This is a genomic window from Rhodococcus jostii NBRC 16295 (assembly GCF_001894825.1).
Lineage (GTDB): Bacteria > Actinomycetota > Actinomycetes > Mycobacteriales > Mycobacteriaceae > Rhodococcus_F > Rhodococcus_F jostii.
The window spans coordinates 168,104-187,278 of record NZ_BCWY01000010.1 but is presented as its reverse complement, the minus strand read 5'-3'; the positions used below and the strand labels follow the sequence as shown (position 1 = coordinate 187,278).

The 19,175-nt window shown below is 68.6% G+C and carries 10 protein-coding genes; 7 read left to right on the top strand and 3 right to left on the bottom strand.

Annotated features, from left to right (window positions below; genetic code table 11):
• The coding region (locus tag RJ1_RS09830; protein ID WP_143169552.1) for a non-ribosomal peptide synthetase at nt 1-10,355 on the bottom strand (10,355 nt) is incomplete at its 3' end.
• Between the two features lie 727 nt (nt 10,356-11,082).
• On the opposite strand from RJ1_RS09830, the gene RJ1_RS09825 reads away from it, so the two are divergent.
• Nucleotides 11,083-12,480 (top strand): NAD-dependent malic enzyme, encoded by a 1,398-nt coding sequence (locus RJ1_RS09825; RefSeq protein ID WP_073359753.1) that lies wholly within the window; start codon nt 11,083-11,085, stop codon nt 12,478-12,480.
• A 60-nt stretch (nt 12,481-12,540) separates the two neighbouring features.
• Here the strand turns inward: RJ1_RS09825 and RJ1_RS09820 are convergent, their stop codons facing one another.
• The gene (locus RJ1_RS09820; protein WP_073359752.1) at nt 12,541-13,305 is read right to left on the bottom strand and encodes a cysteine--tRNA ligase; all 765 of its coding nucleotides are present in this window, start codon (nt 13,303-13,305) and stop codon (nt 12,541-12,543) included.
• A 75-nt stretch (nt 13,306-13,380) separates the two neighbouring features.
• Between RJ1_RS09820 and RJ1_RS09815 the strand changes: the two genes are divergently transcribed.
• From RJ1_RS09815 to RJ1_RS09790, 6 genes are all read left to right on the top strand, one after another.
• Nucleotides 13,381-14,430: a sigma-70 family RNA polymerase sigma factor gene (locus RJ1_RS09815; RefSeq protein ID WP_073359751.1), complete on the top strand. Its 1,050-nt coding sequence runs from the start codon at nt 13,381-13,383 to the stop codon at nt 14,428-14,430.
• 100 nt (nt 14,431-14,530) lie between these two features.
• Nucleotides 14,531-15,046, top strand: a complete 516-nt coding sequence (locus tag RJ1_RS09810) for a ribbon-helix-helix protein, CopG family (protein WP_073359750.1) — start codon at nt 14,531-14,533, stop codon at nt 15,044-15,046.
• 54 nt (nt 15,047-15,100) lie between these two features.
• Nucleotides 15,101-15,979, top strand: coding sequence for a DUF4097 family beta strand repeat-containing protein (locus RJ1_RS09805; RefSeq protein WP_073359749.1), 879 nt, complete (start codon nt 15,101-15,103; stop codon nt 15,977-15,979).
• A gap of 11 nt (nt 15,980-15,990) precedes the next feature.
• Nucleotides 15,991-16,941: an ATP-binding cassette domain-containing protein gene (locus RJ1_RS09800; RefSeq protein ID WP_073359770.1), complete on the top strand. Its 951-nt coding sequence runs from the start codon at nt 15,991-15,993 to the stop codon at nt 16,939-16,941.
• Nucleotides 16,938-17,726, top strand: coding sequence for an ABC transporter permease (locus RJ1_RS09795; RefSeq protein WP_073359748.1), 789 nt, complete (start codon nt 16,938-16,940; stop codon nt 17,724-17,726). Before RJ1_RS09800 ends, RJ1_RS09795 begins: the two co-directional genes overlap by 4 nt.
• Before the next feature lie 125 nt (nt 17,727-17,851).
• Entirely contained in the window at nt 17,852-18,238 is a 387-nt protein-coding gene (locus RJ1_RS09790; RefSeq protein ID WP_073359769.1) for a hypothetical protein, read from the top strand.
• A 15-nt stretch (nt 18,239-18,253) separates the two neighbouring features.
• Here the strand turns inward: RJ1_RS09790 and RJ1_RS09785 are convergent, their stop codons facing one another.
• Nucleotides 18,254-18,979, bottom strand: a complete 726-nt coding sequence (locus tag RJ1_RS09785; protein WP_073359747.1) for a hypothetical protein — start codon at nt 18,977-18,979, stop codon at nt 18,254-18,256.
• Nucleotides 18,980-19,175 lie beyond the last annotated feature (196 nt).

Below are 19,175 nucleotides of genomic sequence, written 5' to 3'. Positions count from 1 at the left end.
TACGTGTCGAGGTCGCCGCCGCGCTCGAGCAACCATCGTGCGGCCGGCGGTAAGGGGAACGTCCCGACGCCACCGCCGGGTAGCTCGGGGAGGCTCGGGGTCGGCTCGGGGTTCGTCTCGGCGACACGAGCCAGCCGCCCGATGGTCCGATGCTCGAACACGTCGCGCGGGGTCAACGCGAGTCCGGCGGCCTTGGCCCGGGCCACCAGCTGGATCGCCATGATGCTGTCGCCACCGAGCGCGAAGAACGAATCGTCCACCCCCACCGTGTCGACACCGAGGACATCGCCGAACAGTTCGACCAGCGTCTCCTCGATTGCTGTCCCAGCAGGACGGAATTCCGCCGCGCGGGAAGCGAAGTCGACGGCAGGAAGGGCGTCTCGATCGACCTTCCCATGCGTGGTCAACGGCAGCGCGGACAAGGTCACGACCGCCGACGGCACCATGTGCGAGGGCAGCGTCGGGAGGGTGTGGTCGATGAGTTCGTGCTCGGTGATCTGGGCGCCGGGAACGCCGACGATGTAGGCGACCAGGTGATCGGCGCCGTTGCGGTCGCGGCGCAGTACCACCACGGCCTGAGCGACCGCCGGGTGGCGCAGGAGGGCTGCTTCCACCTCGCCGGGTTCGACGCGGTAGCCGTGGAGCTGAATCTGGAAGTCGGTGCGGCCCCGGTACTCGAGCACGCCGTCGCGTCGTCGTCGGGCGAGATCTCCCGTGCGGTACATCCGGGAGCCGGCGCCACCGAACGGGTTCGCGACGAAATGGGCGCACGTCAGGGCGGGCCGGCGGAGGTACCCGCGCGCCAATTGGGCGCCGCCGAGGTACATTTCGCCCGTCCCCCCGGCGACGACCGGATGCAGTCGCCCGTCGAGAACGTACACCTGCGTGTTCCATACCGGTGTGCCGATCGGGACGGTGAGGACGGCGTCACCGGGGTCGACATCCTCGTACGTGGTTGTCACGGCAGCTTCCGCAGGCCCGTACATGTTTCCCAGGCGCACCCCGCGCGAAAGCACGCTCTGAGCCGTTCGCACGCTGATCGGCTCACCGCCGGTGAGGACACGGCGCAGGGACTCGGGGAACGCGTGCCGATGGTCGTTCACGAACACGTCGAGAAGCGACGGCACGAACTCGACGAGCGTGATCTGCGATTCGTCGAGCAGACCGGAGAGATGGTCGAGGTCGAGTTGGCGCTGCGGCGGCAGCAGGACCAGGAGGCTGCCCGCGCACACACTTGCGAAACATTCCCAGATCGCCACGTCGAACGCGATCGGTGCCTTCTGTATCGTGCGGTCGTCGTCGCCGAGGGGCAGTCGCGTGCGCGTCCACGCCAGCTGGTTCGTGATCGCCGAGTGTGAGATCGCCACGCCCTTGGGTTTTCCCGTCGAACCGGAGGTGTAGACGACGTAGGCGAGGTTGTCGGGACGCAGCGGAACGATACGGTCCGCGTCGGTCACCGGCGACGCGTCGACATCGGCGAGATCCATGTGGTCGAGCCGAATCACCGGAACGCCTCGAGGCACTGGGGGAGCGGCATCACCGACGGTCAGCACGACTGCGGGCGAAGAGGATTCGATCAGCGAGGCGATGCGGTCCGCCGGATGACGCGGATCGAGGGGAAGTACCGCCGCGCCGGACTTCACCACCGCGTACATCGCCGCCAGCATGTCGAAGGAGCGGGGAATCACCAGGGCCACGACCGAGTCGGGCCCGACGCCGGCAGCGAGAAGAACCCGCGCCAGGCGCGTGGACCACGTGTCGAGTTGCGCGTAGGTGAGGGTGCGGTCTTCGCATCGCACGGCCACCGCGTCGGGCGTTGCCGCCACACGCATGCCGAACAGGTCGACGACCGTCGTGGCATCGACCTCGTGGGCCGTGGCGTTCCACCGGTCGAGAACGAGGCTGCGCTCGGTGTCGTCGAGGAGGTCGATGTCGCCCACGACGACGTCGGGGTCGGCGAGGACCGCGGTGATCACCCGAAGCAGGCGGTCGGCGAACGCGCGGATCGTCGCGGCGTCGAACAGGTCGGTGGCATAGACGACCTGGCCGTCGATCCCGGCCTCCTGCCCGTCTGCGGAGCGTCGTTCCCGCACTACGATGTTGAGATCGAATGGCGACACCCGGGGATCGAGATCAACTGCCTCGACTGTCAGCCCGGGAAGCTGAAGCCGTGGGGGCTCGATGTTCTGGAACGACAGCATTGTCTGGAACAACGGGTGACTGCTCGCCGAGCGGGGAGGGTGCAGTTCGTCGACGAGTGTCTCGAAGGGGACGTCTGCGTGCGCGAAGGCGGCCAGATCGGTGTTGCGCACCGTCGTGAGAACGGAGCCGAAGGTGGACTCGGAATCGATCGTTGCGCGTAGCACGAGCGTGCCGACGAACATCCCCACGAGCGGGTCGAGTTCCTGTTCGCCGCGTCCGGCGGTCGGCGTTCCGACGACGACGTCGTCGGTGCCTGCAAGCCGGGACAGCAGCACGGCCAGTGCCGCGTGGACGACCACGAACGTCGTCACGTCGCGTGCCCGTGCGAGGCCGGCGAGCCGGCGATGCGGTGTCGCGGGCAATGTGAACGGCACCGCCGCGGCCCGGTGCGAGGCGGTCGCGGGACGGGGCCGGTCGGCCGGCAACTCCATGCGCTCGGGAAGGTCCGCGAGCGCGGTGTGCCAGTAGTCGAGTTGCCATGTGACCGGCGACGCCGGGTCGGTGGTGGAGCCCAGGATCTCCCGTTGCCACACAGCGTAATCCGAGAACTGCACGGACAGCGGCTCCCAGGTGGGGGCGCGGTTTTCGCGGCGGGCGGCGTATGCCGCGCCGAGGTCGCGTGCCAAGGGGGCCAGTGACGACCCGTCGGCGACGATGTGGTGGACGACGAGAGCAAGGACGTGGTCGTGGTGGTCCAGCTGCCAGAGCCGGGTACGCACCGGTGGGCGTGTCGTCACGTCGAACCCCTCGGAGACGAGGTCGTCGACCAGCCTGGGCAGGTATGCCTCATCGGCCACCGGAATCGGCGTGAGATCGATCGGGACGTTCTCGGTCGGCACGACGACCTGGACCGGTCCGTTCTCGGCGAGGGGGTACACCGTTCGGAGAGACTCGTGGCGGGCGACGACGTCGGCCAGGGCCGCGCGGAGTGCCTCGGCGTCGAGGTCTCCGGTCACCCGGACCACCATCGGCACGTTGTAGACGGACGACGTCACGTCGAACTGGTTGACGAACCACATCCGCTGCTGTGCGAACGACACGGGGGCGGGTTCGGAATGCACCCGAGCGCGGAGCACCGGCCGGTCGGGCTGCACCTCGCTCCGGTCGAGAACGGCGGCGATCCCGCGGACCGTGGGTGCCTCGAAGAGCGATCGGATCCCGAGCCGCGTTCCAAGCGCCGAACCGACGCGGGCGACAACCTTCGCAGCGGCCAGCGAGGTGCCGCCCAGCTCGAAGAAGTTGTCGTCGACACCGACCCCGGCCACACCGAGAACCTGCGCGAACACCGTCGCGACCGTCTCCTCGACGGGGGTGGCCGGCGCGCGGTAGACCGGTGTGCGCAGGAGACTTTCGGAAACCGGGAGCTTGTCGACGTCGACCTCGCCGGTCGCGGCGATCGGCAGTCGGTCCAGGATGACGACCGTGCCCGGCACCCACACGCGGGGCAGGATCATGGCGGCGTATTCGCGGATCACGTCACTGTCGGCCGCGGCACCGGTGTTCGGCACGACGTACGACACGAGCACCGGGTCGCCGATGCGGGGCGTGTGGTCGACGGTCGCGGCGGCAGCGACGTGGGGATGCCCGGACAGGACGCGGTCGATCCCGTCGAGCGGGATTCGGTATCCGCGCCGGCCGGCCTGGAAGTCGCGGCGCTCCAGAATGATCAGGCCGCCCTCGGGCGTGGCGCGGGCCGCATCACCGGTGCGGACCATGCGCTCGCCCGGTGGCCCGAACGGACTGGCCACGAAACGGGTGCTCGTCGTGGCGGGTAGGTCGTGGTAGCCGCGCGCGAGTGCGGATCCGCCGACGTACAACTCACCGATGACGCCGGGAGGAACCAGGTTCAGGCGATCGTCGAGCACTGCGAACCGACCCCCGGATGCGGCCCGGTACTCCACCGCTGCGGTGTGGGGGTGGTCGGTGGCGGACGGTGCGAAGAGGGGGCCGGTCTCCGTCGACGCATAGATTCCGGCGACGGGGCCCCTGGCGCGGGTGAGGTCCACCGGCTCGCCGGTGAGGAGGATGACGCGGAGTGCATCGTCGTCGGCCGTGGAGTGTGGGGCGCGGGAGATCGTCTCGTAGGCGGTCGGGCTCTCGGGGAGCACGGTGACCTGCTCGCGGCGCAGCAGTGCGCGCAGTGTCCCCGGCGCGCATTCCGTGGCGCCGTCGACGATCACCAGCCGGCCGCCGTGCAGGAATGCGCCCCACGACGACAGGATGGTGAAGTCGGTGACCAGGGACCGGATCATCGCCCAGACGTCGTCGCTCGTGAAGGCATGCTCGTGGTCTGTGAGAGCGGACAGAATCGCACCGTGTGAGATCGAGACCGGTGTCGGCGCGGCGGTGGATCCCGCGGTGTACACGACGTAAGCAGTCGTGGCCGCACAGGTTCCGGCGAGACGCTCCTCGTCGGTCAGCGGGCCGCCGGACCGGCGGGAGAGGTCGGCGAGCGTGCCGGGAGCGTCGAGGACGAGGGTGCGGACGTGCCCGCTGCGGAGCAGGGTGTCTACCTTCTCCGTGGTGAGAACAACGGTCGGGTGGGTGCCGGCGACGATCCTGGAGATCGTCTCGGGGGTCGAATGTTCCGGATCGACCGGCATACACACGCCGCCGGCCGTGAGCACGGCAAGGGTCGCGACTGCGTAGTCCGTCGACCTGGGTACTGCGAGGGCAACGAGCTGTTCCGGTCCGACCCCGTAGGTGATCAGAAGCCGGGCAAGCCGGTTCGCCCGGTCGGCGAGCGCGCCGTACGAGAGCGTGTCACCGGCGAAGGTGACCGCGCCCGCGGTCGGCTGTCGTGCCGCCACCCGGGCGAATTCGGCGGCCAGAGTCGTCGTCGGTCCCGGGGCGGGGGGTTCCCGCCACGACGCGAGCGCGTTGGCCCGCTCGCTGGCGGTGAGGAGGTCGATGGCGCCGACCGCGCTGTCCGGGTCGGCGGTCACGATCTCCAGGGTCCGGACGAATCGGTCGGCGATCCGGCGCACCGTCGCGGACTCGTACAGGTCGGTGACGTACACGATCCCGCCGTCGATACCGTTCGGCGTCCCGTCGTCGGTGAAGGTTTCGGTGAGGTACACCTGCAGCTCGAACTTCGCGATCCCCGCGTCGTAGTCGACCGCTTCGGCATGGAGACCGGGGAGGTCGAGCGACTGCGTCTCGTGCCCGGAAACCAGGACGTTCCGGAACTCGAGGAGCACCTGGAACAGCGGGGTGCGCCCGACCGCGCGTTCGGGTTCGAGTGCCTCGACGAGTTTCTCGAATGGGTAGTCGGCGTGTCCGAAGGCGGCCAGGTCGACATCGCGGACGGTGCGGACGAGGTCTGCGAATCCGGCCGAGGGCTGGATTCGGGTCCGCAGCACCAGGGTGTTGACGAACATGCCCACCACGTCGTCGAGGGCGGGTTCGCCCCGCCCCGCAACCGGAGTACCGATGCACACGTCGTCGGTGTCCGCGAGACGGGCAAGCACGACGGCGAGCGCGGCGTGCATGGTTATGAAGACCGTTGATGTACAGGTGCGGGACAGCGCGCGGACGGCTGCGTGCATCGCCGGCGAGAGTCGGAATTCCACCCGGCCGCCCCCCGCGGACTGCCGTTGCGGGCGGGGCCGGTCCGTCGGCACCGCCAGCAGGGGCGGCGCCCCGCGGAGTGCCTCGGTCCAGTAGTCGAGTTGCCGCGACGCGAGGCTGCCGGGATCGGTGACCCGTCCCAGCAGTTCGCGTTGCCACAGGGCGTAGTCTGCGTACTGCACGGCGAGCGGTTCCCAGGACGGGACGTGCCCTTCGATCCGGGCGCGGTAGGCGACGGTGACGTCCCGGGCGAGGGGGCTCGTCGATGCGGCGTCGGCGGCGATGTGGTGGAGCACGAGGGCCAGAACGTGCTCGGTGTCGCTCACCGTGAGGAGCGTGGCCCGCAGCGGCACGTCTGCGGTGACGTCGAAGCGGACGGACGCGGACCTGGCCAGGTACGCGTCGAGGTCCTCGGTCCCGTCGACCCGCACGACGTCGATCTCGGGTGTCGCCCGCTCGGCGGGCAGGATCACCTGGTGCGGGCCGTCGTCCGAGACGGGGTACACCGTCCGTAGCGATTCGTGCCGCCCGACGACGTCCCCGATGGTCGCGACGAGGGCGTCGAGGTCGAGGTGCCCGGTGAGCCGGACGATCAACGGAATGTCGTAGGCAGGGGAGAGCGTGTCGTACTGATTGACGAACCACATGCGTTCCTGTGCCGGGGAGAGCGGAATCGCGGCGGGGCGCGGGAACCGGCGCAACACCGGTCGTCCCGACCCCCGGCCGCGACGGTTGTCGATTTCGGCCGCCAGCGATTCCACCGACGGGTGCTCGAACAGGTCGCGGACGTCGAGGACGGTGTCGAGGGCCGCGTCGAGGCGTGCCACGACCCGTGTCGCGGTGAGGGAGTTGCCGCCGAGGTCGACGTAGTCGTCGGTCGCTCCGACACCGGTGATCCCGAGTACCGTCTCGAAGACTGCCGCGACCGCGCCCTCCGTGGATGTGCGTGGCATCCGGCGGCCGGCACCGCTCGATACGTAAGACGGTCTCGGGAGGGCGGCCCGGTCCAGTTTGCCGCTGGGCATGCGAGGAATGCTGTCGAGGGTGACGATCGCCACGGGCAACATGTACGCGGGCAGCGTGCGCGCGAGCCGCAGGCGTAACCGCCCGGGGTCCACGGGCCGATCCGCGGTCGGCAGGACATAGGCGACCACCGCGGAACCGTCCGTGTCGGAGCCGGTCTCGACGACCGCGACCGCGAATCCCACTGCGGGGTCGGCGCGGAGGGCGGCTTCGATCTCACCGAGTTCGATGCGGAACCCGCGGATCTTGACCTGGAAGTCGCTGCGCCCGACGTACTCGAGTGCGAGGTCGCCCGGGTCCGGACGCTCGGACATCCTCCGCCACCGCACCAGGTCACCGGTCCGGTACATTCTCGCGCCGGGTGGGCCGAACGGGGCCGCCACGAAACGGGTGGCATCGAGTCCGGCGCGGTTCCGGTACCCCCGCGCGAGGCCCGGCCCCCCGAGATACAGCTCGCCGGTGGTACCGGGCGGAACCGGGTGAAGCCGCTCGTCGAGCACGGCCGACGCGAACCCCCGGACCGGCGCACCGAGATCGACCGGCCCGCCGGGTGTCATCGGTTCGCCGAGGGTGGACATGATGGTGGCTTCGGTGGGCCCGTAGGCGTTGACCAGGCGCCGCCCCGCTGCCCAGCGGGATGCGAGTTCGGGTGAGCAGGCCTCGCCGGCGACGGTGAGGTGGGACAACTCCGTCAGATGCCCGGGGTCCAGGGTCGCGAGCGTCGTGGGGGTGAGCACTGCGTGGGTGACGCGCTGGTGGGTCAGCAGTTCCTCCAACGCGGTTCCCCCGACGACGCCGGGTGGGACGACCACCACCCGTGCACCGGAGCCGAATGCGGCGAGCAGTTCGAACAGCGAGGCGTCGAAACTCGGTGACGCGAACTGGGCGACGCGGTCGCTTGCTGTCACGTCGAGACTATCGCGTTGCGCGGCAACCAGATTCGCGATTCCGCGGTGGGGCACGACCACACCCTTCGGGACCCCGGTCGTGCCGGAGGTGTAGATCAGGTACGCGGGATGGTCCCACCGCAGCGGTCGCCGACGGTCACGATCCAGGACGGGTGAAGTGCCCCACCCGGACAGCTCACGCTCCACCTCCGGGTCGTCGAGCTCGATCCACTCGACATCGGGGGGCAGAAGGGTGCGGTGGTGCTCGTCGGTGATGCCGAGCACCGCCCCGGAATCGGTGAGCATGTGCGTGACGCGCGCCCGCGGGTATCCGGGGTCGACGGGCAGGAAGGCGGCGCCCGCCTTCGCGACGGCCCACAGTGCGCGAACGAAACTGGCCGAACGAGGTAAGGCAACTGCGACAACGGTTTCGGGTCCGGCCCCTCGCGCCGTCAGCATCCGGGCGAGTCGAGTGGAGGCATCGTCGAGCCTGCGATAGGTGAGCACGTCGAGACCGTCGAGGACGGCGACCGCGTCGGGGGTCCGCTGCACCGCGCTCGACAGGATGTCGGGCAGTGTTCGCGGTGTGACGCCCGGGTCCCCGCGGGCCGGCGCGAGCCGGAGCCGCTCGGCCGGACTGAGCAGGTCGAGATCGCCGACCGCGACGTCGGGGTCTGCCGTCACCTGCTCGAGGAGCCGCACCAGCCGGTCGGCGACAGCACGGATCGTCGTCGGCTCGAAGATGTCCTGCGCGAAGGTCAACCCGAGATCGATCCCGGTGTCGCCGGCGTGCTCGGCGCAGAGGATCCAGAGGTCGGCCCCGTCGTCGGTGTAGGGGTACGGGCGCGGTGAATCATCGACACTCGCGCAGTCGAAGCCGACCTGGAACGGTAAGTCCTCGCGCCCGTGGAGGAGACCGAGCGCCGCGGTGACCTCGTCGAATGCGACGTCCGCGTGCCGGAACGCCTGCAGTTCGACAGCGCGGACCTGTTCGAGCAAGGCGGTGAACGACTCGGTCGCGTCGACGCGAGTGCGCAGGATCAGCGGCCACCCATGCTCGCCTGCGGGGGTACCGACGACGATGTCGCCGGTTCCGCCCACCCGCGCGAGGAGTGCGCCGAGTGCGGCGTGCACCACGGTGAACGGTGCGAACGGGCACTCCTTCCCGAGAACCGCTAACCGTCGATGAAGATCCGCGGGCAGGTGCGTCCCCACGTGACCCCACCGGGTCGCGGCAGAAGCGTCCTGTGGCGCGTGGTCGTGAGGCAGCACGGGGGAGCGGGGCAGGTCTGCGAGGGCGGTGCGCCAGTAGTCCAGGTTGATGGTGTGTGCGCGACGTCGCACACCCTCCGCCGCGGTCTCGGGGTGGATCGCGGCGACCGGTTCGTCGGGATCCGCTGCGAGGAACTCGTCGAGGAGGGCGACGAACGACCGATGATGTTCCGCCAGCTCGTCGTCGGTGTAACGGTGGGGGTTGCCGCGGAACTCCACGACCATCTGCCCGGCCGAACCGGTGCGATAGACGTCGACCAGTAGGTCGTCGACCGGCCCGGAGGTCACGACGTGGAAGTCGCCGGTGATCGGGCCGAGCTGAATCCGTGGGTGGAACAGCATGACGTTGATCATCGGTCCCGACAGCGCGTCCGGGACGTCGGCGTCGCGACGGATGTCCTCCAGCGTGAACCGCTGGTGCCGGAGTGCGCGCAGCACCTCACTGTGCACCCGGCGCGTCAATGCCGCCACGGTGTCGTCGGGCTCCGTAAACACCTGCAGCGGCACGATTCCGACGAGCATCCCGCCGGACTGCCGCAGCAGCGTGGTCGTGCGGCCCGACACCGGGAGATCGACGAGTACCGCGTCCCGGCCGGTCATGCGCGAAAGGTACGTTCCGAAGGCGGCGGCCACGGCGGCAGCCGGCGGCACGCCGGAACCGAGGAGCCGGTCCGTCGTCGACGATGCCAGCGGGGCGGCCACCAGGGTGCTCTTGGCGACTGCCCGCGCCGACCTCGACGACAGGCTCGATCCCGAGTCGATGGCGGCGAGGCGGTCGCGCCAGTAGGCGCGGTCGGAGGCGAACCGCGGCGACGACCGGTACTGCTCGTCGAGTCGGTGCAGCGTCTGCAGATCCGCGGCCTTGCCGGGTTCCGGGGTTCGCTCCTCCACCCGCGCGGTGTACAGCGCAGCGATCCGGTTCACGAGTGTCATCGCACCGTGACCATCCAGCGCGACATGGTGAATTCTGCTGTACCACAGGTAGTGTTCGTGACCGACTCGCAACACCGTCGACGTCGCCAGGAGATCCCGGGTCGGGTCGAGCGGGGCCGTGTAGTCCCGCTCCATCCAGCCGTGCGCGGCCGCAACCGGGTCGGTTGTGCCGGCGAGGTCGACGTACCCGGTCGACAACTCGATGGTCGGGTCGACGGCCTGGAACGGCACTCCGTCGATCTCGAACACGCGGAGGAACGCGGATTGGAACTCGCGGCCTGCGGTCACCGACGCGTCGTCCAACGCGTCGAGATCCAGGGCGCCGCGAAACTCGACGTACTGCGCGATGCACATCGGTACGTCGGGTGCGAGACGCTGGGCCAGCCAGATCCCGCGCTGCGCAGGTGACAGAGGGAAGGCGTCGTGACGGCTTCGGGCAGTCGCTCCGCTGCTGTTCGTGGTATCCAATTGCGGGAACCTCCCGACGGCGACCGGGGGTCGCTTGCCAGTGGGTCGGAGTATTCGGCTTAGTTGATTGATATCGTCAACACGGCCCGGCCCGTTACTGCCAGTATCGGCCACTACCTGCAGCGATGCTCGATCCTAGGCATCCCGAGACGGTGGCTCACCGTCGTGGAGGGCGCGGGCAATCAGTCCGTCGACCAGCCCTGTCGTCGACCGAGATCGCGAACCGCCACGACCACGTCACCGGACGTTTCGGCCCTCGGAGTCGGTACGGCGGCGGCAGCCCCGCCCGCGAAGACCCTGGTAGGCGCGACGACCGCCGACGCGGTGGCGTGTTCGTACCGCGATCTTCTTCATCATGGTGCTCACCTCATCCTGAGAGTCCCCGACTCCTGCAGTAAACGGGACCGCGAACCCGGTCCCCAGCACGTCTGGGCGCGATTCGGGCACCCGGTCTGTGAACCCCTCACGATTGCCCTGAAAAGCAGCAGGTGAAACGGCAGAACGGCGTCCGCGTGCGGCTCCATCGTTCGCTGACGCGGTGCGCGGGCGTCCCAGCCCGCTGCGGCGCAGTTGCGTGGTCCGGGCCAGTTGCCGTCTTGTCGGGGCGGGAGTTCGCCGCGCAGACTGAAGGTATTGCGGGCGAAAGCATCGGTGTGTGCCTTCCGATCGGGCACCGTCGTTGCTCTGGCTTGCCCTTCTGGTCACCATTCAGTACTCAGGAGCTCCAATGCCCAGTCCCAGCCCCGGTTATTCGATCACCGTTCGCGTCCATGCACCGGTCGGCGCCGGCACCACGTCGACGCTGGCGGCGGCGATCGCGTCCGTGAAAGGTGCCATGACGGCACTCGATGTGGTCGAGAGTCATTCCGACCATATGGTCATCGACCTCACCTGCGACGCCTCGGACGTCGCGCACGCCGACCAGATCTCCACTGCGATCGCCGAGGTGCCGGGTGTGGTCGTCGGCAAGGTCAGCGACCGCACGTTCCTGCTGCATCTGGGCGGAAAGCTCGAGGTGGTCCCCACGGTTCCACTCAAACACCGCGACGACCTCTCCCGCGCCTACACCCCCGGCGTCGCACGGGTGTGTACCGCCATCGCCGAACATCCGGAGGATGTGCGCCGGCTGACGATCAAACGCAACACCGTCGCCGTCGTCACCGACGGGTCCGCGGTCCTCGGCCTGGGCAACATCGGTGCCGCGGCGTCGATCCCGGTGATGGAGGGCAAGGCAGCACTGTTCAAGCGGTTCGCCGGTGTCGACGCCTGGCCGGTCTGCCTGGACACGCAGGACCCGGATGCCATCGTCGAGATCGTCCGGGCACTCGCGCCGGTGTACGGCGGAATCAACCTCGAAGACATCTCCGCCCCACGGTGTTTCGAGATCGAGGCCCGGCTGCGCGAGATGCTCGACATTCCGGTGTTCCACGACGACCAGCACGGCACCGCAATCGTGGTCCTGGCCGCCCTGACCAACGCGCTGCGCGTGGTCGGCAAGTCGCTCGACCGGGTCCGGATCGTGGTCTCCGGTGTCGGCGCCGCCGGCCACGCCGTCATCCGGTTGCTGGTCGCCCAGGGCGCCACGAACATCGTCGGCTGCGGACGGAAGGGGATCCTGTCGCCCGCCGACACCGCCGACGAGTTCCGCACCTGGATCGCGGAGAACACCAATCCCGAAGCCCGGACGGGATCGCTGCGGGACGCGCTGGTGGGGGCGGACGTGTTCATCGGCGTCTCCGCGCCGAACATTCTCACCGGCGACGACATCGCGGCGATGGCCGACGAGTCGATCGTGTTCGCGCTCGCCAATCCGGTCCCCGAGGTCGACCCGGTCGCCGCCGGCGAGTACGCGAGGGTGGTGGCCACCGGGCGGTCGGATTTTCCCAATCAGATCAACAACGTGCTCGCCTTCCCGGGCGTGTTCCGAGGTCTGCTCGACGCGCACGCGGTCGACATCACGGACGAGATGCTGATCGCCGCGGCGGGCGCGATCGCCGACACGGTGTCGGCGTCCGAACTCAACGCCACCTACATCGTGCCGAGCGTATTCGACGCGAGCGTTGCGCCGGCGGTCGCAGCGGCGGTGCGTGGCGTGGCCGAGCGAGGGCCACAGCCCGAGAACTGAGCCGCTTCGATCTCCGTTTCCCGTGGTCCCACGACCACCGCGACGGCAGATCGTGGAATCTCACGAGTGCGGGGTGCCGAGGTCGCGACTCAGATCGAAGGCGAGCACCCGGTCGAGGTGGGCGAAGGTCTCGAATTTGGCGCCCGGGGCGATCGCGGTGTCGGACTCGAGGCGTCTCATCAGGTCGAGGACCGCCGGTACGTCGAGGTTTCGGTCGAATGCGCGATACGCGGCGTCGATGATGTCTGCGGGCATCGGGGCGGAGATGTGCGTGCTCCATTCGGCGACGCGCTGCCGCCATCGATGTAACAGCCGCGCGGCGGCGGCGATCTGCTGCATTGTCAGCGACGCGTGCTGCCCGTAGTGCGTCGAGAGCAGCACACAGCGCAGTGTCAACGGGTCGTGACCGGCGTGGATCAGGTCGTCGAGCGGCTCGGATCCCGCGGTGGTACCGACTATCAGAGCAGGTTGTGCAGGTGATTCGTCCTCGACCGCGGTCACTATGAGCTTCACGCGGGCGCCGACTCCGGCCGCGGCGGCATCGGCGGAATCGAAGATTCCCGCGAGGGGGCGGATCATCCATGCGTCGAGAGCGCCTGGCGTCGCGGGTGAACCGGGGGCGGGGGAGAGCAGGGTCAGTGCGACCTGCGAGCGGTGCACATCCTCGAGGACCCGTCGGGTGAGGTCGGCGACCAGGAGTGTGCGGACCGTCCCGGGCGTCAAGGCGCGGTCCGAGGCCGGCACACGGACACACATGTGCACGACGCTGCCTGCCGTACCGAGTGTGGCGGTGGGTGCTGCGTCGGCACCCGAGAGGATCAGCATCTTCTCAGTCTCTCCCGGAAGCCTCGCGCGGGACAGTGATCAGCCGGACTGCCAGGTGCGGCAGAATCGTCCTTTGTGAGCGATATTTCCGCACGGACCTCCGACGCGGCGGCCGAAGCGCAGGATCCCGACCTCGCGAGGGCCCGCGACGGGGACGATGCGGCGTTCACCCGCCTCGTGGGTCCGTTGCGCCGGGAGCTGCACGCGCACTGTTACCGGTTGCTCGGGTCGAGTCACGACGCGGAGGACGCACTGCAGGACGCGCTGCTGCGGGCGTGGCGGGGGTTCGCACGGTTCGAGGGTCGCAGTTCGCTGCGCTCCTGGTTGTACACCGTCGCGACCCGCACGTGCCTCGACGCCGTCGCGAGCCGCGGCAGACGAGCCCTACCGGTCGATCTGGGACCGTCCAGCGATCGCGCGGTCATCGGCGACGTCCCGCTGACCGACGTCGCCTGGCTGGGTCCGTATGCCGATGCGGGTCTGGCTGCCGGTCCGGCGGGACCTGACGCGCGCTACGAGCAACGCGAAGCCGTCGAACTGGCATTCGTTGCGGCCCTCCAGCATCTGCCGGGCAACCAGCGTGCCGCACTGTTGCTCTTCGAGGTTCTCGGTTTCTCCGCTGCCGAGATCGCCGCCGTCATGGACACGACGAAGGCGTCGGTCAACAGTGCGTTGCAGCGGGCGCGTGCCATCGTCGCCGAGAAGGTTCCGCCGGTGACGCAGGCGCAGACCCTCCGCGAGATCGACGACGCGCGCGTGCGTGCCCTCGTCTCCGGGTACTCCAGCGCATTGGAACGCGGCGACGCCGACGCCCTGGTTGCACTGCTCACCGAGGACGTCACCTGGTCGATGCCCCCGATGGCGCACTGGTACCGCGGTCTCGGGGCGGTCACCGACTTCGCGGTCCGGGTTCCGCTCACCGGTTGCGGCGCGTGGCGTCACCTCCCGATCAGCGCGAACGGCCAACCCGCCGTCGCCTTCTACCTGTGGGACGAGGACGCCGGCACCCATCTCCGCTGGTCGATCACCGTGCTGACCCTGCGCGGCGACAGGATCGCGGACCTCACCTCGTTCCTCGGGCCGGAGCATTTCGTGCCGTTCGGGTTGCCCGAATCGCTTCCGTAATCGCACGTCGGCAGGTCTTGTGCCACTGCGGCATCACAATGGCGCCGAGTATTTCCGGGCAATCCTTGCGTTGGTGCCACAGTGGTGCCATGATGGCATCATGGATCTCACACCGTATGTCGATTCCCTCCGCCGCGAGCTCGCGGTAGCCGCCGAGGCCGGGGGAGAGGACAGCCGTGCGCTGGCCGAGCGGCTCACTGCACCATTGGAATCCGGCGTCCGGCTGGCGCTCCTGGACGCGTTGTCGGCCGCGGCGAGCGAAATCACCCGCGATCTCGCGCCGGGATCCGTCGACCTCCGGCTCCGAGGTCGTGAACCCAGCTTCGTCGTCACCATCGCGCCTGTCGAGCCCGTCCACGAGGAGCCTCCGGCGCCCGCGGACGTCTCACCGATCCGCTCGCCCGAATCGGACGACGGTGCGATGACCCGGATCAATCTCCGTCTCCCGCAGGACCTCAAGGATCGCGTGGAAGAGGCTGCGCGGGACGCCGGACTCTCCGTGAACGCCTGGCTGGTGCGGTCCGCCGCCGCGGCGTTGGAGCCCGACGCAGACAGTCGTCGTTCCGAACGGCGCGCCCCCCGCGGCAGCGACGGCTTCACCGGATGGGTGCGCTGACCCGTCCGATCCGCCCACACGTTCTGCACTTCCACCACCTTCCGGAGGTTCACCATGCCCACTTTCAGCACCCCGGCCCCGATCTCGGCCACGATCGAACTCGTGATCGGCGACGCCTGGATCACCGCGAGCGACCGTGACGACACCGTCGTCGACGTGCGCCCCAGCGACGGTTCTCGGGAGCCGGACGTCCGGGCGGCCGAGCAGACCCGCGTCGAGTACTCCGGCGGCAGACTGCTGGTCAAGGCGCCGAAGCAGCGGGGTCTCGGCCTGTTCGGCAAGCCCGGTTCGGTCGACGTGACCATCGCGCTGCCGACCGGCTCCCAGCTCGAGTACGATGCGTCGGTCACGACGCTCCGGGTTGTCGGCCGAGTGGGGGCCTGCCGTGTCAAGACGTCGGCGGGGGACCTCCAGCTCGGCGACACGGGCCCTCTCGATGTGAGTACGGGCGCCGGCGGTGTCGTGGTGGAGCACGTCGCGGGCGATGCGGACGTGAGCACGGGGTCGGGGAAGATTCGCATCGGGGAGATCGACGGCAGCGCGGTGGTCAAGAACTCGAACGGCGACAACTGGATCGGAGCGGTGGGCGGAAGGCTCCGGGTGAAGACGGCGAACGGGGACATCTCCGTAGACGATGCTCGCGCCGATATCGCCGCTGCGACCGCCAATGGCGATATCCGAATCGGGCAGGTGGTGCAGGGCTCCGCCTCGCTCGAGACCGGGCACGGCCGAATCGAGATCGGCATCCGTCCCGGCACCGCCGCCCGGCTCGACGCACACACCTCCTTCGGGAAGGTGCACAACCGCATGGACTCCGTGAACAGTCCCCAATCGACCGACGACAAGGTCGAGGTGCGAGCCCGTACCAGCTTCGGCGACATCGTTATTCGCCGCGCTGATTCCCAGCAGTCAACCAGTGGAAAGGCAGAGTGATGACAGCATCGATCACCACCCGGTCGGCAATTACGGCCACGGGGTTACGAAAAACCTACGGCGACAAGCTCGTGCTCGACGGCGTCGACCTCGACATTGCCGAGGGGACGATCTTCTCACTCCTCGGACCCAATGGTGCCGGCAAGACCACCGCGGTCCAGATTCTGTCCACTCTCATCGAGCCCGACAGCGGTGACGCGCACATCGCAGGACACGACCTCATCCGCGACCCCGAGGCGGTACGTGCCACGATCGGCGTCACCGGCCAGTTCTCCGCGGTGGACAACCTGCTCACGGGCCGCGAGAACCTGATCCTGATGGCGGATCTGCACCATCTGGGACGCAGTGCGGGTCGCAGGCGGGCCACGGAACTGCTCGCGCAGTTCGATCTCGTCGAGGCGGGCACGAAGCCTGCCGGGAGCTACTCCGGCGGCATGCGTCGACGGCTCGACCTCGCGATGACTCTGGTCGGTGATCCCCGGATCATCTTTCTCGACGAGCCGACGACGGGCCTCGATCCGCGAAGCCGCCGCACGATGTGGCAGATCATTCGCGATCTCGTCGCCGACGGCGTCACGATCTTCCTCACCACGCAGTACCTGGAGGAAGCGGATCAGCTCGCCGACCGGATCGCGGTGCTCGACGGCGGCACACTGGTCGCGGAGGGCACGCCCGAACAACTCAAGCGACTCGTTCCGGGTGGTCACATCTCACTGCAGCTGCCCGGGATGGACGAGTTCGCCGCCGCGTCCCGAGTGCTCGGCGATGTAACCCGAGACGAGGACGCGCTGACCCTGCAGGTTCCCAGCGACGGCAGCGTGCAGTCGTTGCGGTCGGTGCTCGATCGGCTCGACTACGCCTCCATCGAGGTCGCGAACCTCTCCGTCCACACGCCCGATCTCGACGACGTCTTCCTCGCGCTCACCGAGCGCACCGAACCCCGGAAAGAGAGCCTGCGATGACGACCATGGGCTACGCCCTGAGCGATTCGGCGACGATGCTGCGACGCAACGTCCGGCACATGATCCGGTATCCGTCCATGACGCTGATGCTCGTCGGGATGCCGATCATCCTTCTACTGCTGTTCGTCTACGTCTTCGGCGGGACCCTGGGCGCGGGCCTCGGCGACCCCGCCGGTGGGCGCGGCGCATACGTCGACTACGTCGCACCCGGAATCATCCTGATGACCGTGGCGAGCGCTGCACAGGGAACCGCAATCTCCGTTGCCACGGATATGACGGAGGGGATCATCGCCCGATTCCGCACCATGGCCATCGCCCGCGTGTCGGTCCTGACCGGGCATGTCGTCGGCAGCATGATCCAGACATTGCTCAGCCTCGCCGTGGTCGTCGGTGTCGCCGTTCTCATCGGATTCCGCCCCACGGCCGACCTGGGCGAGTGGGTCGCAGCGTTCGCGGTGCTCGCACTGTTCACCTTCGCGCTCACGTGGCTGTCGGTCGCGTTCGGATTGGTATCCAAGAGTGTCGAAACGGCGAGCAACCTCCCGATGGTGCTCGTACTGCTTCCTTTCCTCGGCAGCGGTTTCGTCCCGACCGACTCGATGCCGGCCGGTCTCCGCTGGTTCGCCGAATACCAGCCCTTCAGCCCCGTCATCGAGACCATCCGAGGACTGCTGCTCGGTGGGCCCATCGGCAGCAGTGCCGTGCTCGCCGTCGGCTGGAGCATCGGGATCGCGCTGGTCGGCTATCTCTGGGCGAAGCGACTGTTCAATCGGCGAGTCAGCTGACACTTTCCCCGCGCTGGTGAGCGATGACCGCGGTAGTCTTCCGATGCCGCGGTTTCGCCACCGATGATGCAGCCGCGAGTTACAGTCGGAACCGGTTTTTCCTTCTTCAGCAGGGTGGGATCGCGATGAACTTGATCAAGAAATCGGCAATGTCGGCGGTCGTCGCTGCGGCGGTGACACTCGGCGCGGGTACCGCTCACGCCGACCCCGTGCTACCGAACCCGGGAACACCGGCGCTCGAGATCCCCGGACGGCACGAGGTCGACAAGCAGAAGGCCCTCGAGAACATGCTCAACGAGCTCGGCGTCGGCTGGGCCAACGGGGGAGCGGCCGGGACAGCGATCGGCGCGCTCATGGGTCTGGGTGTCGGGTGTGTCTCGATGTTCCCCGGCAGCCTCGCAGGCTGCATCATCGGCACGCCGATCGGTGCCATCACCGGCGCGATCGTCGGCATCGGACAGGGAAATCCCAAGGCGCAGCAGGCCATCCAGGAGTACATCAACACGCCGTGAGTGCGCGGCTGGGCGTCAGGGGCTGGTGCCGGCGTCGGTGCGGACCTTCCGCAGAAGCCGCTTCAGTGCCCTGGCGTCCCGCCATCCGAACGACGTGCGGTCCGTCGCACGACGGTGCACCATGTCGAAGATTCGTGCAGGCATGACGACCCGGTGCCTCGCCGCGCTACCCACGGCTTCGATCACCGCACGGTGGGGCCGGTCGTCCTCGAGCGCGAAGCTCACGGAGTGCAGCGCCTCGGCAGGCAATGACGGGCGGAGCGCTGAAATCACCCCGTAGGCAAACGCAATGAAATCCCTTCTGCCGAAGGCATTCGCGAGGGTGACGGTGGCCACCGAACCGAGAAGCTCGCTCTCACGGGCCAGGCGAGGGAGTTGGCGTTCCCAACCGGGAGCGGAAGTGATGCCCGCTCCGGCGATCACGCCGACCGCGCCGAGGGCGCGAACCTGTTCGATCCACCCGTCCGGCGGCACGACGACACCCTCGAAGAGGACGTCTGTGTCGTCCTCGATCAGAAGGGTGCGTCCATCGACCGGTCGCAACGACAGGACCGTGGACGTCAGTCCGTCCACTCCGTCGAACACGGGGCTGGGATCGCGCCACCCGCGCCCTTCGAGGGCCTGCAGCAGCGGGCGGCGCATCGCTGGTTCGACGTCGTAATCGAGTGCGACGATCGGAGTGATCCGCTCGTCGTCGTGTGCGTGATAGATGGCGACTGCGTCGACGTTGGAATCCCCCATGTCTCGATACGATGCCACAGAAAAAGTCCGACCGGAAGGTTTTCTTCGTCACCGAGGGCAAGTCGGCCGAACGACGGGCGTCCACATCTCGGATGGATAAAAGCCATGTTCCGGGCACACGGATCGGAGTTAAATGAAGTAACACAGTTGTAGTGGATTTCGACAGCGAGTAAGCCCAGCTCAAGGTCCGCCGCCC